This window comes from Streptomyces sp. NPDC014889, from assembly GCF_043081205.1.
GTDB lineage: Bacteria > Actinomycetota > Actinomycetes > Streptomycetales > Streptomycetaceae > Streptomyces.
This window is the reverse complement of sequence record NZ_JBIBWH010000003.1, coordinates 335,911-357,459: the sequence shown is the minus strand read 5'-3', so window position 1 is coordinate 357,459 and position 21,549 is coordinate 335,911. Positions and strand designations below refer to the sequence as shown.

Genomic DNA, 21,549 nt, shown 5'->3' with positions numbered 1-21,549 from the left:
CGCGTCGGCTGAGCGGCTCGTAGGCTGATGCTGCTCGGGGTTTGCTGTGGAGGTCTGCCATGCCCCGAACCATCTGGTCCGGCGCGATCAGTTTCGGCCTGGTCACGGTGCCGATCCGCGTGGTCAGCGCTACCGAGGACCACAGCGTCCGCTTCCACCAGTACCACCTGGAGGACATGGGCCGAGTGCGGGTGAAGAAGGTCTGCGAGATCGAAGGCCGCGAGGTCCAGCAGTCCGAGATCGGCAAAGGCTACGAGCTGTCGGATACCCAGGTCATCCCTGTCACGGATGAGGAACTGCGCGCGCTTCCGTTGCCTACGGCTCGCGCCATCGAGATCGACGCGTTCGTGCCACTGGAGTCCGTCGACCCGATCCGGATCGGAGAGGGCTACTACCTGGCGCCGGACGGCGCCGTGGCCGCGAAGCCGTACAAGCTGCTGGTGCAGGCACTGGGCCGCTCGTCGAAGGTGGCCGTGGCGAAGTACGCGTGGTCGGGTCGGGAGCGGCTGGGGCTGCTGCGGGTGCGGGATGACGTGCTGGTGCTGCATTCCATGCGCTGGCCAGACGAGATCCGCTCCCCGGAAGAGCTGTACCCGCCGCCCGTGGACATCGACGAGGGTGAGATCGACGGCGCCCTGGCCCTCATGGACACGATGGCGCGCGACGACCTCGAAGGCGAAGAGTTCCGCGACACGTACACCGAGGCGCTCCAGGAGATCATCGAGGCCAAGCGCGAGCACCGGGAGCCGCCCGCGGTGACGGAGCCGGAGACCGAGCCCGGGCAGGTGCTGGACCTGATGGCCGCACTGAACGCGTCCGTAGAGAAGGCGCGCGCCTCCCGCGGCGAAGCCGACGTGCACGCGATGCCTGCCCCGAAGAAGCAGCCGGCGAAGAAGACGGCGGGGAAGAAGACCGCCACGAAGAAGGCGGCCCGGAAACCACGTAGTGCATAAGCCCCGTACTCAACCGCCTGCAGGGCCGCCGACGGACCGACGATGGCCCTGCACGGACGAGGGCCTCACTTCTACGAGGTGAGTGCGTTCAGTGCGATCCGCATCCGGCGGATGGTTTCGGCGTCCTGCCGTTGCGCCTCTTCGAGGGCCCTGATCTTGTCGCGCCGTTCAGTGCACTCACGCTGTCGGCAGACGTCGCCGACCTTCTCCTGCGGCAGTGGGCTGGCTGCCGGTGATGGCCCTCTCCACCCCTTCTCAGCCATCAGACGCGCTACGTCAGCGCGGAACAGTCGCGCCGAGCCCCGTGATCCGTGGTGGTCGGCGATGCGTAGCTCGCCGCGGTCGATACATCCACGCAGGACGGCGCGGGTGATTCCCGCCATCGTGTATGCCTCGACCTGCTGAATGATCTCTTCTTCGCCATGGGGTAGATGCATCTGGTCGTTCGCCATGACCAACCAACCAGTCAGCCGCCATCCAGGACACCGAGCCGCGGCGAATGCCGCCCGAGTGGCGGACAGTGACCTGTCCAGCATCGAGGAATACTGGGGCGTCCAGCGTCAATCTGTGGCTGGCCATACTTCCGGGCCGCCGCCATGCCACTCCACCAGGGGCGACATCGCCACGTCCAGTTCGTCCAGGCCCTCCAGGCCAGCGCGCTCCATGAAGACTGACAGGTCGTGCAGGCTGTAGGCGGTGCCGAGGGTGGTCCCGTCGGCATGCACCTGCCGACCACCGCCCTTGCCGGGCGGGTCCACGATCACGCGAGCAGCCATGCCACCATCCTGTCGCTGGTCGGTGCGGGCCGCATCGTGGCGTGGGTCAGTCGAGGTAGCCCAGCTCGGCGTCGGGCCGGCAGTGCCCGCAGGCCTCGACGCCGTCGGCGAGCGCCCGGAGCGCGGTCGCTCTGTCGACGCCGTGCCACCGCTTGCCCGCCATGTGGCAGCCGCCGAGGTGGACGGCGACGGGTGGGCTGTCCCGGTTCAGGCCGCGCTCAAGGATCCAGTCGGGCGTGGGGGGCCGGGCCTCGGCGCCGCGCTGTCGCTCAGCTTCCTGCCGCTCGGCCGCTGCGATCTGCTGCCGGACCCGCTTGAGGCTGTAGGCGAGCCACGTCTCCAGGGTGCGGAGGCGCGGCAAATCCGGCGGCAAGTCGTTCACACGTTCGATTCTAGTTTCGCCGGTGCGGGCGCAATCCACCCGGCAAGGACGGCCGCCGCCAGCCCGGCATTCGTTGAGGCCCCCGTCTCGGCGGAGACGGGGGCATCACTGCGCGCGGGCTACTCGTCAGCCTTCGGCGGCTTCCCTTTGAGGTCCGTCCGCCATCCCGGACGCGTGATCCGGTTCCGGAAGTACGGCGCAGCGAGCCGGTAGTCGACAGCGTTCGACCTACCGACCTTCACCACGGGCGGGAAGTCCGGGTCCTCCTGCGAGATCTTCGATACCCGCTGGTGAGTGATCCGCTCGACGATCCCGTCAGCGACGAGTCTGCGCGCGAGCTCACGGAACGACACCATGTCCGGCCCTCCTTCGGCGTCGGCCACGGTCACCATCCTGTCTGACCTTGTTGCCATGTGGCAACAAGGTCGCTACCTTGAAATCGGCACAACGGCAAAACCCCTCGCCCCATCTGGAGTTGCCGCTCCGGGGCGAGGGGTGGACCCGTCCACAGCGATCACAAGGAGCAGGTCCGCCATGGAGCGTACCGACCAGCCCGACCAGCCGCCCACCCCGACGCAGCCCCAGCCCAACCGCATCCTCGCCGAGCCCGCCACGGTCCAGGCCTGCACCCGCGACCGGGGCACGCCCGCCGACCAGGCCGCCCGCGCGGAGGACGCCATCGTCCAGGCCGAGACGGCCAAGTGGCACGGCAGGGCCGCGGCCGAGACCCCGAGGGGACGGCGCTGATGGGCGACACCTTCGGTGGCACCTGGCACCGCCCCGGCGAGACCAGCGGCAAGTGCAAGGACCGCCAGCGCGGCCACTCCATGCGCGAGCTGCAGGACCGTGCCTCCTTCGACCACGAGACCCAGTCCGGCTGCGGCGCCCTCTTCCTCCTCTTCATACTCGCGGCCGCCGCCGCGCTGGGCCTGGTCTTCTCCTGACCGGCCGCAACAACTGACTGTCGTCGACCGGCCGGCCCCGTCCCCCGAGCGGGGCCGGCCACTTGCCCGCGAAGGGACTTCCATGTCGCCCAACGGCGATCGCATCCAGCTCACGCCTCTGCAGCGCAGGCTCGTCATCGCAGTCGCCGCCGGGGCGGCCGTGATCGCGCTGATCGGGTTCATCGGCTCGTACGCCGCCGTCAGCGCCCTCGCCGAAGCGAAGCACTTCGGCCGGTTCGCGCAGCTCTTCCCGATCGGTCTCGACGCCGGCATCCTCGTGCTACTCGCCCTCGACCTGCTGCTGACGTGGCTGCGCATGCCCCTGCCGCTGCTCCGTCACATCGCGTGGCTGCTCACCGCGGCGACCATCGCCTTCAACGGCGCAGCCGCGTGGCCCGACCCGCTCGGCGTCGGCATGCACGCTGTGATCCCCGTCCTGTTCGTCGCCGTCGTCGAGGCAGCACGGCACGCGATCGGCACGGCGGCGGACATCGGCGCCGCGAAGCACATGGAGTCGGTACGGCTGTCGCGGTGGCTGCTCGCCCCTGTGCGGACGTTCTTCCTGTGGCGGCGCATGAAGCTGTGGGAGCTGCGCTCGTACGACGAGGTGATCCGACTCGAGCAGTCGCGGCTCATCGAGCGGGCGCGGCTGCGCGCGGCGTACGGACGCGGGTGGCGGCGTAAGGCACCAGTCGAGTCGGTCATCGCGTACCGGCTCACCCGGTACGGGCGTCCCCTCGGCCCGGTCGAAGGAGTGCGCGACGCCGGCGCCGCCCCGCAGCCGCACTCCCCGGCTGCGCCGACCGCACCGGATGCGCGAGAGACAGAGCCGCGACCGCAGCCGGCCGGTACCGACTTCGAGACCACGGCCGCAACCGCACTCGCCATAGCGCAGCCGGACGCAGTCGCAGCCGTAGCCGTGGTGCAGCCGGATGCGGCTGCACTGGCCGACGACGCGGCGACTGCACCGGATGCGCTGGTGCTGGACCTGGCACCGATGCTGCAGCTCCAGCCCGGGCACCCCGTACTGCCCCCGGCACCGGATGCGCAGTCGTCGCAGGTCGCAGCGGATGCGGCTGCACCCGCGCCGCGCGCAGCCGCCCCGGCCAAGAGCCGCCGTCCGGTGTCGCAGCTGCGCACCCCGGATGCGGATGCGCAGTACCTCGAGCGCGCCCACGAGCTGAACGCCAGGTCGCTGCGCGAGGACGGCCAGAAGGCGCCGCTGCGGCTGCTGCAGCGCGAACTGGGCATCGGCCAGCGCCGCGCCCAGCGCATCCAGGCGCAGCTCCCCGACACCCTTACCCCCGCCGCTGCGGATGCGCAGCCGCCCGCCGCGAAGGCTTCCGTGCGATGACATACCACCTCCTTCTGACTGCCGCCCTCCTGGCGCTCCTCTTCGGCCCTGGGCCCCGACTGCGCATCCCGACCCGGATCCGCACCTGGCTGCGCAACCGCCGCACCGGAGCGGGCGCATCCGCAGCCGCCCGCGCCCGCGAGCTGCGCACCCCCGGCGTACGGATCGCCGACCGTCTCGGCATCCCCACCCAGCGCGGCGCGCAGGCAGCCCGGTGGGCGGCCGGCGCCGAAGGGGAGCGGCGCACCGCAGCCCGCCTCACCGCGCTGGAGCGCGAGGGATGGACCGTTCTGCACGACCGCGCCCTGCCCCGCGGCCGCGCCAACGTCGACCACCTGGCCATCAGCCCGCTCGGCCGCCTGTACCTGCCCGACACGAAACGCTGGTCGGCCCGCTATCCCGTCACCGTCCGCGACGGCCGCCTGTTCCACGGCGACTACGACGTCACCGACCGCCTCGACGGGCTGCACCACGAGGCCCAGGCCGTCGCCCGCGCCCTCAACCTGCCCGTACAGCCCCTCGTCGCCCTCGACGGCCCGCCCATTCCCTCCGACGGCCTGGTCCTCGATGGCCTGCGCATCGTGCCCGCCGACGGCCTGTGCCAGGAACTGCGCGACCTCGACCGCACCACCCAGGCGCCGCGCCGCCGGCCTGGCCCGATCGCCGCCCTGGCAGACCGGCTCCTGCCCCCGTACCAGCAAGGACGCACCCGATGAACGACGAGCAGCGCATCCGCGCCCTCTTGGTCCAGCAAGGCGTGAGCCTCGGCGACGCCACACCCCCCGACCCCGTCACCAGCGCAGCCGCAGCCGCCAACGCAGCGGCTGCACAGCCGCAGCCGTCCACCCCACGCGCAGCCGCAGCCGCCCGCGACGACTGGTGGGATGCGCTGTACGCGGACGAGCAGCCCAGCGACTCCGGCCCCGATGAGGAGCAGACTGCGCAACCGCAACCGCAACCGCAGCGGAAGCCGCAGGCGCTGCGCAGCCGCATCCCGGACTGGTGGACCGGACAGCACGCCGACCTCACACCGGACAAGGACGAGCCGGACGCCGACGAGGAAGAAGACACCCCGGACGCCGACCCGGCTGCGGACCAGGACGAGCACGAGGACGAGGACGACACGGCCGAGGAGGCTGCCGACGACTCGGGGGAGCCCGATACGCAGCCGCAGCCCAGCCGCAGCCGCACCCGGCTGCGCAAGGCAGCCGGGCGCATCCGCCCCGGTGCCCCGGCTGCGCCCGCAAGTGCGGCGCGCGCACTCGTCGACGAGCCGGCCCCGCGCCTGGCCCTCGTCGACGCCTACGCCCGCGTACCGCTGCGCATCCGCTGGCTGGTCCTGCACGGCACCGCAGCCGCAGCCGGATACCGCATCGGCTGGGTGCAGTTCTCCACCCGCACCGCAGCCTGGATCGCCGACCACGGCCTGCTCCGGCCCAGCTCCCTGTTCTGGTACGCCGTCGCGTTCAGCTGCGAACTCCTGCGCCGCCGCTTCGCCCACCGCATCCTCGTCGCCCGCTGGGCGGCCGCCATCCCCATCGCGTCGATCGTCACCGGCACCCTCCTGTACGGCACCGGCTGGCACGAGTTGGAGCTCCCCCTGTGAACATCTTCGGCAACCTCGGCACCGCCGGCCTGGCCCTGGTCCTCACCGTGCTGCTGTTCGTCGGCATCCCCGGCGGCGGCAAGCTCAGGCCGCTGGGCTGGTGGACCACGCTGTTCGTGGCGATGCTCGCCGGCAGCGCCTACAAGGCCGCCGGCGGACTCTTCAGCGTCGTCCCCGACCTGGCGGGCAGCGTCGTTCACTTCATCAACGGCTTCGTCAAGGGCGCCACCATGCCCGCGATCGCTCTCAGCCTCCTCGTCTTCATCCTGTTCAAGAGGCTGACGACCAAGCAGCTCGCCGTCGTCGCGCTGCTGTTCTTCTACGTCGCCGCCGGCGCCGGCGGGAACTGGTCCTACATCAGCGACGCCATCGAGAACGCCCGGGCAGGGCTGCAGTGATGGCCCGCATCAGCGTCCGCAAGACGCAGCCCACCCCGGCCCCGGACGCCGAGGTCCTCGAGGACACAACCGAGGACCAGGCCGCCAGCCCCGCGGGGCAGAAGCCCGACGATCAGGCACCGCAGGCCAGCGAGCCGACCGGCTTCCTGCGCGGCCTCGCCGCCGGCATCCACGGCTGGTGGCACTGGTGCAGCAACCTGATCGGCACCAGCAAGGCCTACGCCCTGCACGCCGTCGCGATCTGGGCCGCCGCCCACTACAGCCAGTGGGTGACCTGGGCCATGGTCATCGCCCTCGCCGCGGCCGTCGTCACCTTCATGCCCGCCTCCTCCATCGACCGGATCGTCGACCGCTTCGAGCGCCGCCACGCCCCCACCGCGACCGAGCCCGACGCCCCCGAGGCCGAGGAGGAGCCGCAGCAGCCGGCCGACCCCCTGACCACGCTCCTGTGGCAGCTGATCGGCGACGCCCCCGGCGTGCACCTCAAGACCCTCGTCAAGGTCCTCGCCGAGGCCGCCACCAGACAGGGCCGTCCGGCTCCCACGCGGGCCCACGTCGAGGCCGAGCTTGAGGCGCGCCGCATCCCCTTACGCCCATCCGTCCGGGACGCCCGCGGGAAGGTCAACCGAGGGGTGCACCGAGACGACCTCGCAGCCGCTCTACAGACCCCGCCCCCGGCCCCCGGCCAAGGCCTCGCCCAGGACCCGTAGCGACCCCTGTAGCTGCTCGCTGACCTGCGGCGTAGCAGCCACCGCTACAGCCGTAGCAACCCCCCGTAGCAGCCCCTACCGCCCCCGTGGAGACCCGATGCCGTACCGCTACACCTGCCACCAGTGCCAGGCCCAGTCACCCGCCGAGCACCCCTACCCGGCCGCCGCCGAGGCCGACCGGCAGGAGCACCGCAACTCCGCACACGGAGGGCTCGCGCCACTCCAGGGCGACGGCATCCACCACGTCCACGCCATCAGCCGCGGCGACGGCATCCTGCCCCGACACAGCTGCCTCGCCGCGCTCTTCCTGCTCGCCCTGATCCTGGCCAACTGCTGGGGCCGTTAGCCCACAAGGCCCGGTGCGCCGAAGAGCAGGGGCCAGAGCTGACCGCCTGCCGCACGGACCGCGGGCCCGCTGGATACATTCCCGTCGCGGCTGGGCCACCGTCTGTCTAGGCTTCCTTTAAGGTCCGGTAACTTGGAGCGCGTGACAGATGTTCGGGTGGGGGATCTGATGGTTGCGCGGTTCGCACCGTTCAGCGCCGACAAGATCAGAGAGAAGGCCGAGCGCGACTACGAACGTCTGAGGCTGGAGGGCAAGCCCCCCGTCTACGCGATCTCTACGTTCGCTATCGTTCGACCGGACGAGCAGACGACCATCAACGACTTGATCATCACCATCTGCCAGACAGTGAAGATCAATGGCAAGAAAGTTGCCGTGACGACCCAGCGACATCTTGAGGAGGAGGGGTTCCGGGTGGAACGCTCAGAGCCCCCACGTCACCATCATGACGTGATCCTAGGTGACGAACTGCGCGACATGGACGTTAAGAGGTTGGAAGCCATTTTGCTTCCCGGAGTCAGGAGGAACCCGGCATGGCCGCCCAAGTAACCTCCACACGCCCTCGTGTGCGTATTGAGATCGACCTGAACTCGCGTGACGCTGAGGGCCGCGTACCAGCCTTCCTCTCCGACGCGGACGGCCACGTCTCCGTCGGTGATCTCGTAACGGCCTTCGAATCGGAGGACGAGGTAGCTGCACCGGCTGTGGTCAAGAAGATCGCACACGGTGTTGCCTACCTTGACGTCGACTGGGACGCGATGACAGACGACATCCCAGTTCCGATAGCCAAGCCGGCCACTGTCCGATACGCGCATCGCAGCTCCACCTCCTCCGGAGCCAGCTGGGTACCCATCACGATCAAGAAGATGGTGACTCCCCTCCTGGCCACTGCAGCAGCCGTGGCCGCTGCCACCGGGGCGGGCGTAGCTACCACCGCCAGTGGCACGGCTGCGCCCAACTCCGTATCGATGCGTGACGTGACGACAGCCATGGAAGCAGGCGACACAGCGTGAAGCTCAACATGGTGGCTCTATGTGACAGGGCGACCATCCGTGAGGGGCTGCTACACATCCTCGGCGCCGGAGTGACTCAGTGCTCCCTCGGCTTGCCGTCTCCGCCCGACCTCGACCTGGCGATCCTCATCCAGGCTGAAGACTGGCAGGAGCTCGCAGGCTCGCACCGCCTCACAGCCACCATGAGTCACGTCGAAAGCGACCAAAACCACGTCATCGAGTTGATGTGGGATTCGCCCCGTATTGAGCCTGACGACGATCCTGCAGCGCCCAAGCATCCGCTGCCGCAGTTGCCTGTCGTCGTACCACTGCGAAGCATCGTCCTCACCCAAGAAGGCGAGCACTCTGTCGAAGTAGCCATGGACGGCAGCCCGCTCGCGCAACTGTCCCTCATCGTGACCAAAGCGATGCTCCCTGGAGTCACCACTCAGCTTCGATAGCTGTTGCCCGATGAGGGCGCCAGCGCTCCGAAAGCCCCGCCGTTTCCCCCGGACGGCGGGGCCCGCGCATGTCACGTGATCCCGCAACGGAAGGTCGAGCGGCGGCAAAGCATGACCTTGCCGCCGAGGTGACGCCAACGTGGATGTTCGTTCCTCGCTCGAACCCCATCCGGATCGCCGTCCTCGGACACGACCTCATCGCTATCTGGCCTGAACCTGGCACTGCGGCCGCGCTCACCATCGCCCCTGCAACACCGGCACGTACATCGGACACGAGCCGATCGACACAACCACCCCCCGGAGACCCAGTCCCTACAGGGCTGTGCGCCCGCTGCGGACAGAGCATGCTCCATGGCCACAACGGCGACAGGCGAGTCGCCGAAGCGTAGCCAACGACGGCACGAACACCACTCCGCTGGACATGTAGACGATCAGCACTGCATAATCCGGTGCCAGCAGCACACTTGTGCCCACACACCACACGAGCCCCCGCCCCGAGCGGGGGTTTCTGCATGTCAGGGGGTGAATCACTTGCCTCACCCCACCGACCGGGCACCCGCCGACGGCCGCGAAGACGCCGACGGTGGCATCTGGTTCACCGTCCGCGAAGCCGCCGCCTTCATCGGCGGCAGCCCCCAAACCATCTACTCCTGGGAACGCCGCGGCCACCTCACCAACCCCCGGCACGACGAGCACGGCCGGCGCATCTACAGCCAGCAGCAGATCGCCGATGCCCACCGCACCGCCCGGCAGAACACCGCCGCCGTACGCCGCATCGCCTGATCCGCAGCGCCCTCGCCCTACTCGAACGTCACGGTGAAAGAACGCGCCTCCCCGGTCGGCACCTTCACCAGCTCCAGGTCAGCAACACGCACCTGATACGAGCCCTCGGCCCCCTTCACGCCCGAGATGCTCACCGGGAACGCGCACGTGATCGACTCGTTCCCCTCGTCGTGCGGCCGGCCCACACCAAGCTTCCCCTCACCCAGGCGCGCACCGTCCGGCCCGAACACGACCACGGCCGCACCCTCGGTGACATTCCGGTAGGTGCTGCCCTCGTACCCGGTGCAGCTGGACTCGCCGGCCTCGATGCTGCCCCGCACCGGCAGCACCACCGACCCCGACATGGTGAAGACCTCCGGATCCTTGGCGCCACCAGACCCGGACAAGGCCCACACCAGCCCCACCGCGCCGGCCCCCACCACGACCCCCACGACCCCGGCCACCACCAGCGGCCAGGGCCCACGACGCCCACCCACACGGGCTTCACCCGAACGTTCAGAAGCGATCACATCTCGACCCATCCCCGCAGCCTCCCAGAGCAGGCACGCCCCCTCACACCGGAACGCCCCATTCCCCACCGGGCCCACCGCAGCAAACCGCGAAGGGAGGCGAACAATGCCCAGACGCAATCGACTTCGCGTGTGCAGCACACCAGGCTGCCCCGAGTACACGGACCAGGGCCGCTGCCCAGGCTGCCGCTCAGAGGCAGACCAACGCCGAGGCAGCGCACGACAACGCGGGTACGACAGTGCACACGAACGCCTCTTCCGCGCCCCAGTTCTCGCGCGCGATCCCGTCTGCGTGCTCTGCCGCAAGGCGCCGAGCAAGCACGCGGATCACTGGCCGATCGACCGACGCGAGCTCGTGCGGCGAGGAGAAGATCCGAACGACCCGCGGCACGGGCGCGGCCTGTGCGGGCCATGCCACAGCCGGGAGACAGCACGAGCCCAGCCCGGAGGGTGGAACCAGTGAGCGACGAGGACAACGACGAGGAGCGCGAGGTCCCACTCGGATCCGCGCTCGACGCGCTCGGCATCACCGGCACCCTCGACGACGGCGAGCTCGTCGCCGGCGCCATCGTCTTGATGAAGGTCCTCCAGGAGGACGGCTCCACCCGCCTGTCCATGTCCTACTCCGAGGGCCTCGGCTGGATCGAACGTGCAGGCATGCTCCGCATCGCCGAGGCGATGGAGACGGGGGTCATGCAGCCCCAGGCTCCCGGTTCCGAGGGGTGACCACCATCACCCAGAGTGACAGGGGGTGGGGGGTGACCCCCTGATCCTTGATCACCTCCGGACCGGGGGGGAGGGCTATCGATTTCTGTACGGGTCTGGGAGTCCCCGGAACGAACGCCCAATTACCTAGAGTGACCAATTGGCTCCGGCGCAACGCCGGCGCCACTTCCATGCCGCAACGGCACAGGAAGGACCCATCCCATGGCAGGAACGGGACCGGCCCCCAAGCCGGACGCTGCACGACGGCGGCGCAACGCCACCGTCGCGATGACGGAACTCCCTCCCGGAGGGCGGAAAGGCCGGCCACCGAAGTGGCCACTGATGGACGACGTCGTACTGACCACCCGCCGGGACATGGCACTGCGCAAGGCAGATGACCTCGAACTGGCCCTGCTCGAACCGAACTTGCAAGGCCGGGCCAAGGCGACCGCCGAGAAGAAGGCGGACGCGGCCAGGGAAGCCGCGCTGATCCTGACGAAGCAGCTCGAGGCGCAGCAGGCCAACGAGTACCAGCTGTGGAAGGAGCTGTGGTCCACGCCGCAGGCCGTGATGTGGCAGCAGATGTCGTGGACGCGGGAGGTCGCCCAGTACGTCCGGTGGAAGTGCCGTGCTGAGGTCGGCGACCTGGACGCTGCGAAGGAAGCCCGGCAGCTCGCTGACCGTCTGGGCCTCACGCCGCTGGCCATGCTGCGGCTGCGCTGGAAGATCGCGGCGGACACCGATGCTCCTGCAGCGGCGCGTCCGCGTCGGAAGCCGGCCTCGAGCGGTCGCCGGCCCGATGACCCGCGGGCCGCGCTGCACCTGGTGGAGTGAGCCGTGGGTGTCCTGATGGTCCCCGCTCCGGACGAGGAGCCGTGGCCGACGCTGGGCCCGCAGGTGTGCGACCTGATCGAGGAGCGTGCCGTTCACGGGCCGGGTGCATTGCGCGGCCGGCCCTACGTGCTCGATCCGGAGAAGCGGGCGCTGATCTACCGCTGGTACGAGGTGTTCCCGCAGGGACACCCTCGAGCGGGGAAGCGCAGGTTCAAGCGGGTCGGGCTGTCGGTGCGGAAGGGCACGGCGAAGACCGAGCTGGCCGCCGCGGTCGCGTTCGCCGAGCTGCATCCGGATGGGCCGGTGCGCTGCGACGGGTTCGACGCGAACGGGGAGCCGGTCGGGGTGCCGGTGTCGGACCCGTACATCCCGATGGTGGCGTACACCGAGGAGCAGACGGAGGAGCTGGCCTTCGCCGCGCTGTACGTGATGACGACGGAGGGCCCGGACGCGGACGTGTTCGACTCGGGCCTGGACCGCATCATGCGGTGGGGCGGGTCGGGGCGTGCGGTGCCGCTGGCGTCCTCGCCGGACTCCCGTGATGGTGCGCGTACGACGTTCCAGCATTTCGACGAGACGCACCGGTTCACGCTGCCGCGGCACCGGGACGCGCATCAGACGATGCTGGCGAACATCCCGAAGATCATGATGTTCGATCCGTGGTCGCTGGAGACGACGACCACGTACACCCCGGGCGAGGGGTCGGTGGCGCAGGGGACGCACGAGTTCGCCGAGCTGGTCGCCTCAGGGCAGTCGAAGGACCGGACGCTGTTCTTCTTCCACCGGGAGGCTGCCCCGCGGCCGGACGAGGACCTCTCCGACGAGGACCAGATCCGGGCTGCGGTGCGTGAGGCGTCCGGCCCGTCCATCGCGGCCTGGCCGGACTTCGAGGGCCAGGTCGACGCGATCGTCTCCCTGTACAACGCCCCGGACACGGACCGCTCGTACTGGGAGCGCGTGTGGCTGAACCGGCGGGTGCAGGCTGGCCGTCAGGCGTTCTCGGTAGAGCGGTGGACGGAGCTTGCCCGGCCGCAGCAGGAGCGGCCAGAGAAGGGCGACCGCATCGTCGTTGGTTTCGACGGTGCCCAGTTCCGGGACGCCACGGCCCTGATCGCTACCCACCTGTCGACTGGCTTCCAGTGGTCCCTGGGTATCTGGGAGTGCCCGCCCGGCGCCAACGACCCCGGCGGGGAGGGCTGGGAGTGCCCCGAGGACGAGGTCGACGCCGCCCTGGTCGAGGCGTTCGACACGTGGGACGTGGTCCGCGCGTACATGGACCCGCCCTACTGGGAGGGCCTGATCACCCGTTGGAAGGGCCGCTGGGGCGACCAGCGCGTTACCGAGTGGTGGACGAACCGGCACAAGGCCATGGCCTACAGCCTGCGCGCCTACCAGGGCGCCATGAAGTCCGGGGAGCTGACGCACTCCGGTGACGAGGTCTACGCCCGGCACATCGGCAACGCGCGCAAGAAGTTCCTGAAGATGCTCGATGAGCAGGCGCAGCCGCTGTGGGTGATCGAGAAGGAGCGGCACCAGTCGCCGTTGGTGATGGACGGAGCGATGGCCGGCTGCCTGTCGTGGGAGGCCCGCCGGGATGCCATCAAGGCCGGCCTGAACAAGCCCAAGAAGAAGTCGTACGTCTACACCGCGTGATCCGCGTGGATGAGGGGGTGAGGGCGCGTGCCGCTGACTCTTGCCCAGGCCGGGCAGCTGGCGGACCAACTCCTGTCGGAGCTGCAGAACCGGACGCCGATGATCGAGCGGGGGGTGGAGTACTACAAGGGCAACCACCCGCTCCGCTTCGCCAGCGACTCGTTCCGGAAGCACTTCGCGAAGCAGTACGCCGGGTTCTCCGACAACTGGGTGCAGGTCGTGTCCGACAGCCCTGTGGAGCGGCTGACGGTGACCGGGGTGAAGCCGGCCGGGGAGACAGCGGCGGACCGGGAGCTGTGGGGGGTGTGGCAGCGCAACGGCCTCGACGCCGACTCCCAACTCGGGTTCCTCGGGGCCGGGTACGGGGCGCGCGCGTATGTCCTCGTCTGGGGTGACCCGGACGACGAGGAGACCCCCGAGGTCACGTTCGAGGACGCCCGGCAGGCGATCGTCATGTACGAGCCGGGCTCCCGCCGCAAGCGGAAGGCGGCGCTGAAGTCGTGGCGGGACGGCTCCCGGGTCTACTGCACCCTGTACCTCAAGGACCAGGTGTGGAAGCTGCAGCGGGCAGTGTCCGCCGAGCCGCACAAGTCGGCGGCCATGCAGTCGGCGGAAGACCTGGCGCACGAGTTCGAGCTGCGCGACACCGGCCACGCACCGAACCCGCAGCCGAACCCGATGGGTGTCGTGCCGATGGTGGAGCTGCCTAACCGGCCGCTCCTGGCCGAGGAGCCGATCTCGGATGTCTCCGGGGTCATCGCGATGCAGGACGCGATCAACCTGCTGTGGTCGCAGCTGTTCACCGCGAGCGACTTCGCGAGCTTCCCGCAGCGACTGGTGCTTGGCGCAGAAATGCCGAAGACCCCGATCCTCGACAAGAACGGGCAGGTCATCGGCGAACGCCCCGTGGACCTCGAACGGTTCGCCGTCGACCGGATCCTGTGGATCACGGACGAGAAAGCGAAGGCGGCCTCCTGGCCGGCCGCGAACCTAAAGGCCTACACGGAGGTGATGGAGGTCGCGGTCGGGCACATCGCCGCGCAGACCCGCACCCCGCCGCACTACCTCGTCGGCCGGATGGCCAACCTATCCGGGGACGCCCTGGTCGCCGCCGAGACCGGCCTGGTGAAGAAGTCGCAGGAGAAGCAGCTGTGGTTCGGCGTCGCGATCCGCGAGGTGTTCAAGCTGATCGCGCTCGCCCGCGGTGAGAAGGGCCTCGGGCGTGCCCTGGCCGGCGGTCAGATCCTGTGGCAGGACGCCGAGTCCCGGAACCAGGCGCAGGCCGCGGACATGCTGCTCAAGTTGCGGCAGGTCGGGTTCCCATTCGAGTGGCTCGCGCTGCGGTTCGGGCTGTCGCCGACGGAGGTCGCCGACCTGATCGAGATGCGGCAGGCGGAGGCCGACATGGACCCGGCCTCGCTGATCCTCGGCGCCCGGCCCCGCGACGGCATGAACCCGGACACCGGGCCCGGGCCGGACGACGGCCAGGCGCCGGACGCCGCGCCCGCCGATCCGGTGCCGACGCTCGCCGGGGCCGGGCTGTGACCCTGGCCCAGGCCGAGCAGCTGACCGCCCGCCGGCAGCAGGAACTGGAGGCCGTGGCCCGGGCGGTGCAGGCTGAGATGCTGTTCTGGCTCGCCCTCCTCGATCCCGCCGACATCATGGGCTCCTGGTTCGACCAGGTGCTGCCGGGCCTGTACCTGGCCCTGTCCCGCGGTCAGGTCCGGGCGGCCGCCGGCGCCAGCTCGTACGTGGCGGAGGCCGCCTCGCTGATGGGGCTGGATGCGGCCACCGCGTGGGAGGTAGCCCCGGCCGCGTTCGGCGGGGTCGCGGCGGACGGCCGGCCGCTGTCGTCCTTGCTCACGACGCCGGCCCTGCGCGGGTGGCACGCGGTCGAACAGCGCGGGCAGTCCGCGGACTGGTCCGTCGGCCAGATCCGGCAGTCGGTACTGATGATGGGCTCCACCGAGGTCGCGGACGCGAGCCGGGGAGCCTCTCAGGCTGCGATGGCCGGCACCCGCCACATCACCGGCTACATCCGCTGCATCAGCGCAGGCGCGTGCAAGCGGTGCGCGGTCCTCGCAGGCCGCTGGTACCGGTGGAACGCCGACTTCCTTCGCCACCCGCGCTGCCACTGCTACGGGATCCCCGCCGGTGACGAGCACCGGGCCCGAGGGCGTGGCTCCTGGCGGACCAACCCGCACGCCTACTTCAACAGCCTGTCCCGCCGCGACCAAGACCGCCTCTTCGGCCGCGGCGGCGCCGAAGCGATCCGCGCGGGCGCCGACATTCCCTCCGTCGTCAACGCGCGCCGTACGGCACGTCAGCTGCGGCGGGTAGACATGGGCGGCGGCACGATCGTCACCGCGACCACCGAGGGCACCACACGGCGCGGCTACTTCGCCCACGTGCGCCGGCACCTCGAGCAGATCGAAGGGCGCAAACTCAGCCGGCTGCGCCTGACCCCGGAGGCGATCTTCAAGCTCGCGGCCGACCGGCAGGAGCTGATCCGGCTGCTCGGACGGCACGGCTACCTGGTCCGGCCGGTAGCGGAAATCGCCCGCCTCTGAACTCGGCGGCCCGCAAGGGGCTCGCCGCTCACCCGCAATGGGAGAACCACCATGCAGAACAGCACTCTGCCGCGTCATGCCCGCAACGGGCTGGTAGCGGTCGGCTGGCGCAAGCCGCGCCCGGGCGAGGACGGCATGCAGCCGATCTGGCCCATCCTCGGCGGAGCACCCGTGCCACCGGCGGAGTTCGTCGAGCCCGTCAAGCCGGACGACGACGCTGATGGCGACAGCGACGACGACCAGGACGACGACGGTCAGGGCGACGATGCCGGCGGCGACGATGACGACGGCCAGGACCCGGAGGGCGCCGACCAGCTCGGCGACGCCGGGAAGAAGGCCCTCGCCAGCATGAAGGGCAAGGTCCGCAGCGAGCGTGAGCGGCGCAAGGCCGCCGAGGCGGAACTCGCCACGTTCAAGGCGGCACAGGGCAAGAAGCCCGAGGGGGACGGCGGCGACGGTCCGGACCTCGACAAGATCCGCGAAGACGCCCGCGCCGAAGCCCGGGCCGAAGGCCTGCGCGAGCGGGCTCTGGACCGGCTCGAGGCCAAGGCCGCCAAGAAGTTCGCCAACCCCGAGCTCGCCCGCAAGCTCCTCGCCGACAAGGTCGAGGACTTCGTGGACGGCGGCAGCATCGACACCGAGGCGATCAACGAAGCCCTCGAGGACCTCCTCGACAGCGACCCGTACCTGGGCAGCGAGCAGGCCGCAATGGCCAAGAAGCGGTTCAAGGACGGCGGCGACGGCGGCGCCCGCGGCAAGGCGCCCAAGGGCCAGCTCACCGAGCAGGACCTGGACGGCATGACCCCGAGCCAGATCAACGCGGCGAAGAAGGAAGGCCGCCTCAACAACCTCCTCGGCATCAGCAAGTAACCCCAGGGCCGCCAGCAGCGGCCCTTTCTCACGGAGAGGGGCCGCACTGTGGCCATCACCCACTTCATCCCCAAGATCTGGTCTGCGCAGATGCAGACGCAGTACTGGGAGACGACCGTCTTCGCACCGCTCGTCAACCGCGACTACGAAGGCGACCTGACCAGCGGCAACGTGGTCAAGATCTCGGGCGTGGTCGTGCCCGCGATCAAGGACTACAAGGCGAACAACCGCACCACGTCCGCGGACGACATCACGGACACCGAGGTCGAGGTGCCCGTCGACCAGGAGAAGAACTTCGACTTCTACGTCGACGACATCGACCGTGCGCAGGCGGCCGGTTCGATGGACGGCTACTCCCAGGCGGCGTCGCTGGGCCTGGCGGAGGACGCCGACCTGTACATCGCGAGCCAGCTGGTGGCCGGAGCGACGGCGATCCCGAACACCGACCCGATCCTGGACGGCGACGACGCGTTCGACGTCATCGCCGACCTGGTGCTGGCGATGAACCAGAACAAGGTCCCGAAGGCCGGCCGCATCGTGGCGATCAACTCGATGTTCCACCGGCAGCTGATCGGCGCCAACAGCAAGCTGACTGCCGTCGACGCCTCCGGCGACCCCCAGGGCCTCCGCGACGCCACCGTCGGCCGTCTGCTCGGCTGCCGGATCGTCACCACCGAGAACATGCCGGAAACGACCAAGCCGCAGGCCGTGGCCTTCAACAAGGACGCCTGCGCCTACGTGTCCCAGATCCAGAAGGTCGAGGCCATGCGCGCGCAGAACAAGTTCGCCGACCGGCTCCGTGGCCTGCACGTCTACGGCAGCAAGGTGATCCGCCCGGAGGCCGCGGCCAAGTACACCGCCGCCTGACCCTCTCCCGGCCCACCAGGCCTCTCCCTTCCAGGAGTTCATCGTGAGCAAGTTGCAGCTCGTCATGCGCGCCGAGGACGGGCAGATCGTGCCCGTCGGCGTGGACAACCCCCTGCCCATGACCGTGGTCGGCGGATCCGCCGACCCGTCAGCGGCCGGGCCCGTGGTGTCCGGGCCCGCGGTCGCTGACGTTCCCTCCGGAGCGACCACCGCGCAACTGCGGTCCGCCCTCAACGAACTGCTCGCCTCCCTGCGTGCGGCGGGCGTCATCGCGGACGAACCCGACAGCGGGCCAGCCGACAAGTCCTGACCGATCGGCGACGCCGCCAGAAGGGAGGTGGCGCATGCTGCCACTGCTGGCCACTCCGGCCGACGCCCAGGCCTACGGGTACCAACTGCCCGCCGACCGGGCGGAAGGCCTCCTCGCCCGGGCGTCTGCCCGCGTGCGGCGGGCGGCCGGCCGGGGCGCGATCACCGCGCAGACCAGCGAGGTGCGCCTCCCGGTCACGCGCGGCACGGTCACCTTGCCGGGAGGGCCGGTGCTGTCTGTGTCCGGGGTACGAACTGTGCCCGAGGATGACAGCCCCGCCGAAGAGATTCCCTTTCGGTGGAACGCTGGCGACGACAAGCTGTCCGTCCCGTACCACCTCGTCTCGGTGGTCGAGGTCACCTATCGGCACGGATTCCACGTGCTGCCGGACGGCCTGGTGGAGCTGGTGTGCCAGGTCGCTTTCCGGCTGTCGCAGCAGCCCGCGCAGGGCGAGGGCATGCTCCGCACCGCATCCGTGGACGACGCGGCCTTCACGTACGCGTCCGAGCAGATCGCCGCTGCCGGCGACCTGATGCCCGGCGAGCTCCAGGCGCTCAAGGCCGCTTTGGGGACGCCGGGGACGTGGGTGGTGAAGTCCGGTGAACGTCGGTGACGTAGCGGACGAGACCGCCGACATGGGCCGGGCCATGGCGGAAGCCCTCATGAAGGACGCGTGCCTGATCGAGGACTTCGGGGTGGTCACGACCACCGACGACGGCCAGGACCTCACGGACCCGGTCGTGGTCTATACGGGGAAGTGCCGGGCCAAGCCCGCCAGCACCGCGGTGGTGACGCCGTCGGTGAACGCCCAGTCGCAGACCTGGCAGTACAAGGTGTCGATCCCGCTCGGGCCCGAGCAGCTGCGCGCGGGCCTGCGCGTGACCATCACCGCCTCACGCGACCCGTCCATGGTCGGACTGCGGCTCATGCTCAGGAACTTTGACCGCGGCACGCACATCACGGCGCGCCGCATGTGGTGTACGGAGGTGAGCCGATGACGGTCATCGTGACCGGTGCGCAGGAGTCGGCCGCGGCCCTGCTGCGGAGCGTGGCCCAGTTGGAGCGGAACGCGGGCACGGCGGTGGCGGTGACCGCTGGGAAAGTCAAACGCTCAGCGCAGCAGCGGGTTTCGGGCCACCCGTACCTGCCGGCCTACCCCTACTCGATCTCGTTCTCCATCACCCGTGGGGCAATGGGGGTGGAGGCGGAGATCGGCCCGGACAAGGGCCGCCGCCAGGGCCCGCTCGGCAACCTGATCGAGTACGGGTCGGTCAACAACGCGCCGATCCCGCACCTGGGGCCGGCGCTCGACGAGAACGCCGACGACCTCCTGCGTGGTGTGGAGATCGCCGTGCTGCAGGCGTTCCGGTGAACGTCACCGACCGGCTCATCGAGGCGCTCGAGGCAGCGCGACTCACCGTTGGCGACGGGCAGCCCCGCAATGCCGACGGCCCGCTCACCGGCCGGTACGTCGTCGTCCGGCCGCGGCAGATCATGCGGGGCGAGAGCAGCATCGGCGACCCGAACGCGGACCGGCAACCGGAGTTGCAGATCACCTCCGTTGGCCCGTCACGGCGGGCGGCGGACCAGGTCGCCGAGATCGCCGACCGGGTCGCGCTCGGGCCGATGCCGCCGCCGGACGGCTGCGAGTGGCAGCAGGCCGCGGTGTACGTGACCGGGACCGCGACGACGACCGAGCCCACCACCGACCCGACCACGCCGGAAGCCCCGACCTGGTTCCGGGTCGACGTCTACCGCTACTACCTGACCCCCGTCTAGGAGGACCCGTGGCCGACGAGCCCGCCACCGACACCGATCCGTGGGTGGAGATGACCCACCCGAAGCTCCCCGGCCAGACGGCCACCGCGCTCAGGGCCGCGTTCACGCGGGTCTGGGCGCCGCTCGGCTGGGAGCTGCACACCCCTTCGGCCGCAGGCGAGACGCCCGCGGCCGACACCGTGGAGGCCCCGGAGGCCCCCACGTCCACCACCGACGCGGCACCCCGCCGCAAGACCGCGGCCACCGCCGCGTCGAAGGAGGACTGACATGCCTCGCTACGGCACTACCGGACGGATCGCGATCATCCTCGCGCCGACCGTCGTCGACCCGAAGGCGCCGACCGTCGCCGAGATCGCGGCGGGGGTGAACATCTCCGACTACGTCACCCGCGACGGTCTCAAGACGCCGTCCTCGGGCAACACCATCGACGCGAGCGACATCGGCAGCCGGTACAACAAGCAGGCGCCCGGCACCTACGGCGGTGACGCCGCGGAGATCACCGCGCACCGCGACTCCAAGGGCACGGACGACAAGGCGTGGGACGCGCTGGCCCAGGACACGATCGCCTGCCTGATCGTCGCCCGCGCCGGCTTCGACCAGTCGCCCACGACCGGCCTGGGCACCAAGGACGGTGTCGCCAAGGACGGCGACCGGTGCGAGACCTACCCGATCACGGTGATCTCCCGGGCGCCGAACGACACCGGCGACAACGAGACGTCGAAGTTCACCGCGAGCCTGGCCATCACCGGCGAGCCGGAGCAGGACGCCGTCGTGGCGGCGGCAGGGGGCTGACGGTGACGACTGTGCCTGAGACGTTCCAGGCGGCCCCGGCCCCCGCTGCTCCGGCGGCGGGGGTCCAGAGCCTGGCGGACGTGAGTGCCCGCATCCAGCGGCCGCGACAGCGGGTGCCGCTGTACCTGGACGCGGAGACCGCCTCCCAGATCGCGGATGCGGAGGAGGCCCTCGAGCGGGCGAAGGAGTACGACGAGCTCCACAACGAGCCCGACACCGCTCCGGATCTCGCCCGCTACCTGCGGGAGCTGGAGGAGAAGGCCGCGGCCTCGAAGGTCGTGTTCACGCTCGAGGCGGTCCAGCACCGCAAGTACCAGCGGCTGCGGGCGCAGTGCCCGCCGACCCAGAAGCAGATCGAGCAGGCCGCGAAGATGGCCGAGGCCCGCGGGGCCGAGGCGACGGTCGAGCCGGTGTTCGACCCGGACACGTTCGCTCCGCTGCTCGTACGGCACCAGCTCATCGACCCCGTCGTCGGCAGCGACGAGGAGTTCGAGGCGTTCTGGGACAAGCTGAGCGACGGCCAGGTAAACCAGCTCTGGTCGTCCGCGCTGACGGTGCAGCTGGGGGTCACCGACCCTGGCCCAAAATCCGAGCTCGCATCCGAGATTCTGGAGAGCTTCGGGCTCAGCTGAGCTACTGCGCCCCACGCGGCATCCCCTACTCGGTGTTCATGGGCCGCGCGGTGCCGCCGGGCGAGCCTGAGTGGACTCAGGAGGACACCCTCCTGGCGATCGAGTGGCAGCGGCTGCAGGACGAGACCTGCCAGTGCGGGCATCTGCTGTCCGAGTCGCTGGACGAGGCGAACGAGTACGAGCCCAAGCGGATCACGTGCTTCGCCTGCCAGGCCAAGGAGCGGGCGGAGCGGGCCGCGTCCGAGCGTGAGGGCGCGGATCTGTCCGGCCACAAGATCACCGTCACGCTCGTCGGCCGTCGGCCCGTCGTCGGCGACTGACGCAGC

The 21,549-nt window shown here is 70.2% G+C and carries 34 protein-coding genes; 29 read left to right on the top strand and 5 right to left on the bottom strand.

Features of this window, described 5'->3' with window-relative positions:
• The first annotated feature begins 59 nt into the window (after positions 1–59).
• On the top strand, positions 60–953 hold the full coding sequence (locus tag ACF09J_RS07810) for a Ku protein (RefSeq protein ID WP_392304487.1): 894 nt from the start codon (positions 60–62) through the stop codon (positions 951–953).
• A 71-nt stretch (positions 954–1,024) separates the two neighbouring features.
• Here ACF09J_RS07810 and ACF09J_RS07805 read toward each other — a convergent pair whose 3' ends face one another.
• The 4 genes from ACF09J_RS07805 to ACF09J_RS07790 all read right to left on the bottom strand — a co-directional run bounded on the left by ACF09J_RS07805 (position 1,025) and on the right by ACF09J_RS07790 (position 2,503).
• The gene (locus ACF09J_RS07805) at positions 1,025–1,405 is read right to left on the bottom strand and encodes a hypothetical protein (RefSeq protein ID WP_392304486.1); all 381 of its coding nucleotides are present in this window, start codon (positions 1,403–1,405) and stop codon (positions 1,025–1,027) included.
• A 108-nt stretch (positions 1,406–1,513) separates the two neighbouring features.
• On the bottom strand, positions 1,514–1,729 hold the full coding sequence (locus tag ACF09J_RS07800; protein WP_392304485.1) for a hypothetical protein: 216 nt from the start codon (positions 1,727–1,729) through the stop codon (positions 1,514–1,516).
• A 46-nt stretch (positions 1,730–1,775) separates the two neighbouring features.
• The gene (locus ACF09J_RS07795; RefSeq protein WP_392304484.1) at positions 1,776–2,111 is read right to left on the bottom strand and encodes a DUF6233 domain-containing protein; all 336 of its coding nucleotides are present in this window, start codon (positions 2,109–2,111) and stop codon (positions 1,776–1,778) included.
• Positions 2,112–2,230: 119 nt separating this feature from the next.
• A complete protein-coding gene (locus ACF09J_RS07790) occupies positions 2,231–2,503 on the bottom strand; it encodes a hypothetical protein (protein WP_392304483.1) in 273 nt (90 codons plus the stop codon).
• A 142-nt stretch (positions 2,504–2,645) separates the two neighbouring features.
• Here ACF09J_RS07790 and ACF09J_RS07785 point away from each other — a divergent pair, with 142 nt between their 5' ends.
• From ACF09J_RS07785 to ACF09J_RS07730, 12 genes are all read left to right on the top strand, one after another.
• Entirely contained in the window at positions 2,646–2,858 is a 213-nt protein-coding gene (locus tag ACF09J_RS07785; RefSeq protein ID WP_392304482.1) for a hypothetical protein, read from the top strand.
• Entirely contained in the window at positions 2,858–3,055 is a 198-nt protein-coding gene (locus tag ACF09J_RS07780) for a hypothetical protein (RefSeq protein WP_392304481.1), read from the top strand. The genes ACF09J_RS07785 and ACF09J_RS07780 overlap by 1 nt, the downstream gene beginning before the upstream one ends.
• 82 nt (positions 3,056–3,137) lie before the next feature.
• Positions 3,138–4,409, top strand: coding sequence for a DUF2637 domain-containing protein (locus ACF09J_RS07775; protein ID WP_392304480.1), 1,272 nt, complete (start codon positions 3,138–3,140; stop codon positions 4,407–4,409).
• Positions 4,406–5,125, top strand: a complete 720-nt coding sequence (locus ACF09J_RS07770) for a nuclease-related domain-containing protein (protein ID WP_392304479.1) — start codon at positions 4,406–4,408, stop codon at positions 5,123–5,125. The genes ACF09J_RS07775 and ACF09J_RS07770 overlap by 4 nt, the downstream gene beginning before the upstream one ends.
• Positions 5,122–6,015, top strand: a complete 894-nt coding sequence (locus tag ACF09J_RS07765; protein ID WP_392304478.1) for a hypothetical protein — start codon at positions 5,122–5,124, stop codon at positions 6,013–6,015. The genes ACF09J_RS07770 and ACF09J_RS07765 overlap by 4 nt, the downstream gene beginning before the upstream one ends.
• Entirely contained in the window at positions 6,012–6,413 is a 402-nt protein-coding gene (locus tag ACF09J_RS07760; protein WP_392304477.1) for a hypothetical protein, read from the top strand. The genes ACF09J_RS07765 and ACF09J_RS07760 overlap by 4 nt, the downstream gene beginning before the upstream one ends.
• Complete coding sequence (locus ACF09J_RS07755; RefSeq protein WP_392304476.1) at positions 6,413–7,123, top strand: hypothetical protein; 711 nt, start codon at positions 6,413–6,415, stop codon at positions 7,121–7,123. The genes ACF09J_RS07760 and ACF09J_RS07755 overlap by 1 nt, the downstream gene beginning before the upstream one ends.
• A 97-nt stretch (positions 7,124–7,220) precedes the next feature.
• Complete coding sequence (locus ACF09J_RS07750) at positions 7,221–7,469, top strand: hypothetical protein (RefSeq protein WP_392304475.1); 249 nt, start codon at positions 7,221–7,223, stop codon at positions 7,467–7,469.
• A gap of 141 nt (positions 7,470–7,610) precedes the next feature.
• The gene (locus ACF09J_RS07745; protein WP_392304474.1) at positions 7,611–8,015 is read left to right on the top strand and encodes a hypothetical protein; all 405 of its coding nucleotides are present in this window, start codon (positions 7,611–7,613) and stop codon (positions 8,013–8,015) included.
• 17 nt (positions 8,016–8,032) lie between these two features.
• The gene (locus ACF09J_RS07740) at positions 8,033–8,479 is read left to right on the top strand and encodes a hypothetical protein (protein WP_392304473.1); all 447 of its coding nucleotides are present in this window, start codon (positions 8,033–8,035) and stop codon (positions 8,477–8,479) included.
• On the top strand, positions 8,476–8,919 hold the full coding sequence (locus tag ACF09J_RS07735; RefSeq protein ID WP_392304472.1) for a DUF6941 family protein: 444 nt from the start codon (positions 8,476–8,478) through the stop codon (positions 8,917–8,919). The genes ACF09J_RS07740 and ACF09J_RS07735 overlap by 4 nt, the downstream gene beginning before the upstream one ends.
• 531 nt (positions 8,920–9,450) lie before the next feature.
• Complete coding sequence (locus tag ACF09J_RS07730; RefSeq protein WP_392304471.1) at positions 9,451–9,702, top strand: MerR family DNA-binding transcriptional regulator; 252 nt, start codon at positions 9,451–9,453, stop codon at positions 9,700–9,702.
• Between the two features lie 17 nt (positions 9,703–9,719).
• On the opposite strand, the gene ACF09J_RS07725 is transcribed toward ACF09J_RS07730, so the two are convergent.
• Positions 9,720–10,133, bottom strand: coding sequence for a hypothetical protein (locus ACF09J_RS07725; RefSeq protein WP_392304470.1), 414 nt, complete (start codon positions 10,131–10,133; stop codon positions 9,720–9,722).
• Positions 10,134–10,670: 537 nt separating this feature from the next.
• On the opposite strand from ACF09J_RS07725, the gene ACF09J_RS07720 reads away from it, so the two are divergent.
• The 16 genes from ACF09J_RS07720 to ACF09J_RS07645 all read left to right on the top strand — a co-directional run bounded on the left by ACF09J_RS07720 (position 10,671) and on the right by ACF09J_RS07645 (position 21,543).
• Positions 10,671–10,937 carry a hypothetical protein gene (locus ACF09J_RS07720; protein ID WP_392304469.1) on the top strand — a complete coding sequence of 89 codons (267 nt, stop codon included), beginning with the start codon at positions 10,671–10,673 and terminating at the stop codon, positions 10,935–10,937.
• A 321-nt stretch (positions 10,938–11,258) separates the two neighbouring features.
• Positions 11,259–11,750 carry a hypothetical protein gene (locus tag ACF09J_RS07715; RefSeq protein ID WP_392304468.1) on the top strand — a complete coding sequence of 164 codons (492 nt, stop codon included), beginning with the start codon at positions 11,259–11,261 and terminating at the stop codon, positions 11,748–11,750.
• Between the two features lie 3 nt (positions 11,751–11,753).
• Positions 11,754–13,403 carry a terminase gene (locus ACF09J_RS07710; RefSeq protein ID WP_392304467.1) on the top strand — a complete coding sequence of 550 codons (1,650 nt, stop codon included), beginning with the start codon at positions 11,754–11,756 and terminating at the stop codon, positions 13,401–13,403.
• Between the two features lie 27 nt (positions 13,404–13,430).
• A complete protein-coding gene (locus tag ACF09J_RS07705) occupies positions 13,431–14,948 on the top strand; it encodes a phage portal protein (protein WP_392304466.1) in 1,518 nt (505 codons plus the stop codon).
• Complete coding sequence (locus ACF09J_RS07700; RefSeq protein WP_392304465.1) at positions 14,945–15,973, top strand: hypothetical protein; 1,029 nt, start codon at positions 14,945–14,947, stop codon at positions 15,971–15,973. Before ACF09J_RS07705 ends, ACF09J_RS07700 begins: the two co-directional genes overlap by 4 nt.
• A 51-nt stretch (positions 15,974–16,024) precedes the next feature.
• Entirely contained in the window at positions 16,025–16,843 is an 819-nt protein-coding gene (locus ACF09J_RS07695; RefSeq protein WP_392304464.1) for a hypothetical protein, read from the top strand.
• Between the two features lie 48 nt (positions 16,844–16,891).
• On the top strand, positions 16,892–17,710 hold the full coding sequence (locus ACF09J_RS07690) for a P22 phage major capsid protein family protein (protein WP_392304463.1): 819 nt from the start codon (positions 16,892–16,894) through the stop codon (positions 17,708–17,710).
• A gap of 43 nt (positions 17,711–17,753) precedes the next feature.
• The gene (locus tag ACF09J_RS07685; protein WP_392304462.1) at positions 17,754–18,020 is read left to right on the top strand and encodes a hypothetical protein; all 267 of its coding nucleotides are present in this window, start codon (positions 17,754–17,756) and stop codon (positions 18,018–18,020) included.
• A gap of 34 nt (positions 18,021–18,054) precedes the next feature.
• Positions 18,055–18,633: a hypothetical protein gene (locus tag ACF09J_RS07680; RefSeq protein ID WP_392304461.1), complete on the top strand. Its 579-nt coding sequence runs from the start codon at positions 18,055–18,057 to the stop codon at positions 18,631–18,633.
• Positions 18,620–19,018 carry a DUF6093 family protein gene (locus ACF09J_RS07675; RefSeq protein ID WP_392304460.1) on the top strand — a complete coding sequence of 133 codons (399 nt, stop codon included), beginning with the start codon at positions 18,620–18,622 and terminating at the stop codon, positions 19,016–19,018. Before ACF09J_RS07680 ends, ACF09J_RS07675 begins: the two co-directional genes overlap by 14 nt.
• Positions 19,015–19,392 carry a hypothetical protein gene (locus tag ACF09J_RS07670; protein ID WP_392304459.1) on the top strand — a complete coding sequence of 126 codons (378 nt, stop codon included), beginning with the start codon at positions 19,015–19,017 and terminating at the stop codon, positions 19,390–19,392. The genes ACF09J_RS07675 and ACF09J_RS07670 overlap by 4 nt, the downstream gene beginning before the upstream one ends.
• Positions 19,389–19,799, top strand: a complete 411-nt coding sequence (locus ACF09J_RS07665; RefSeq protein ID WP_392304458.1) for a hypothetical protein — start codon at positions 19,389–19,391, stop codon at positions 19,797–19,799. The genes ACF09J_RS07670 and ACF09J_RS07665 overlap by 4 nt, the downstream gene beginning before the upstream one ends.
• A gap of 8 nt (positions 19,800–19,807) precedes the next feature.
• Positions 19,808–20,065, top strand: coding sequence for a hypothetical protein (locus ACF09J_RS07660; protein WP_392304457.1), 258 nt, complete (start codon positions 19,808–19,810; stop codon positions 20,063–20,065).
• A 1-nt stretch (position 20,066) separates the two neighbouring features.
• On the top strand, positions 20,067–20,591 hold the full coding sequence (locus ACF09J_RS07655) for a hypothetical protein (protein ID WP_392304456.1): 525 nt from the start codon (positions 20,067–20,069) through the stop codon (positions 20,589–20,591).
• Between the two features lie 2 nt (positions 20,592–20,593).
• Positions 20,594–21,223 carry a hypothetical protein gene (locus ACF09J_RS07650; RefSeq protein ID WP_392304455.1) on the top strand — a complete coding sequence of 210 codons (630 nt, stop codon included), beginning with the start codon at positions 20,594–20,596 and terminating at the stop codon, positions 21,221–21,223.
• A 38-nt stretch (positions 21,224–21,261) separates the two neighbouring features.
• Positions 21,262–21,543 (top strand): hypothetical protein, encoded by a 282-nt coding sequence (locus ACF09J_RS07645; protein WP_392304454.1) that lies wholly within the window; start codon positions 21,262–21,264, stop codon positions 21,541–21,543.
• Positions 21,544–21,549: the final 6 nt, after the last annotated feature.

Excerpts from the sequence above, each read along its gene's own strand:
- ACF09J_RS07810 (WP_392304487.1), top strand. The coding sequence starts at position 60 with ATGCCCCGAACCATCTGGTCCGGCGCGATCAGTTTCGGCCTGGTCACG.
- ACF09J_RS07805 (WP_392304486.1), bottom strand. The coding sequence starts at position 1,405 with ATGGCGAACGACCAGATGCATCTACCCCATGGCGAAGAAGAGATCATT.
- ACF09J_RS07800 (WP_392304485.1), bottom strand. The coding sequence starts at position 1,729 with ATGGCTGCTCGCGTGATCGTGGACCCGCCCGGCAAGGGCGGTGGTCGG.
- ACF09J_RS07790 (WP_392304483.1), bottom strand. The coding sequence starts at position 2,503 with ATGGTGACCGTGGCCGACGCCGAAGGAGGGCCGGACATGGTGTCGTTC.
- ACF09J_RS07785 (WP_392304482.1), top strand. The coding sequence starts at position 2,646 with ATGGAGCGTACCGACCAGCCCGACCAGCCGCCCACCCCGACGCAGCCC.
- ACF09J_RS07780 (WP_392304481.1), top strand. The coding sequence starts at position 2,858 with ATGGGCGACACCTTCGGTGGCACCTGGCACCGCCCCGGCGAGACCAGC.
- ACF09J_RS07775 (WP_392304480.1), top strand. The coding sequence starts at position 3,138 with ATGTCGCCCAACGGCGATCGCATCCAGCTCACGCCTCTGCAGCGCAGG.
- ACF09J_RS07770 (WP_392304479.1), top strand. The coding sequence starts at position 4,406 with ATGACATACCACCTCCTTCTGACTGCCGCCCTCCTGGCGCTCCTCTTC.
- ACF09J_RS07765 (WP_392304478.1), top strand. The coding sequence starts at position 5,122 with ATGAACGACGAGCAGCGCATCCGCGCCCTCTTGGTCCAGCAAGGCGTG.
- ACF09J_RS07755 (WP_392304476.1), top strand. The coding sequence starts at position 6,413 with ATGGCCCGCATCAGCGTCCGCAAGACGCAGCCCACCCCGGCCCCGGAC.
- ACF09J_RS07750 (WP_392304475.1), top strand. The coding sequence starts at position 7,221 with ATGCCGTACCGCTACACCTGCCACCAGTGCCAGGCCCAGTCACCCGCC.
- ACF09J_RS07715 (WP_392304468.1), top strand. The coding sequence starts at position 11,259 with ATGGACGACGTCGTACTGACCACCCGCCGGGACATGGCACTGCGCAAG.
- ACF09J_RS07695 (WP_392304464.1), top strand. The coding sequence starts at position 16,025 with ATGCAGAACAGCACTCTGCCGCGTCATGCCCGCAACGGGCTGGTAGCG.
- ACF09J_RS07680 (WP_392304461.1), top strand. The coding sequence starts at position 18,055 with ATGCTGCCACTGCTGGCCACTCCGGCCGACGCCCAGGCCTACGGGTAC.
- ACF09J_RS07670 (WP_392304459.1), top strand. The coding sequence starts at position 19,015 with ATGACGGTCATCGTGACCGGTGCGCAGGAGTCGGCCGCGGCCCTGCTG.
- ACF09J_RS07655 (WP_392304456.1), top strand. The coding sequence starts at position 20,067 with ATGCCTCGCTACGGCACTACCGGACGGATCGCGATCATCCTCGCGCCG.
- ACF09J_RS07645 (WP_392304454.1), top strand. The coding sequence starts at position 21,262 with ATGGGCCGCGCGGTGCCGCCGGGCGAGCCTGAGTGGACTCAGGAGGAC.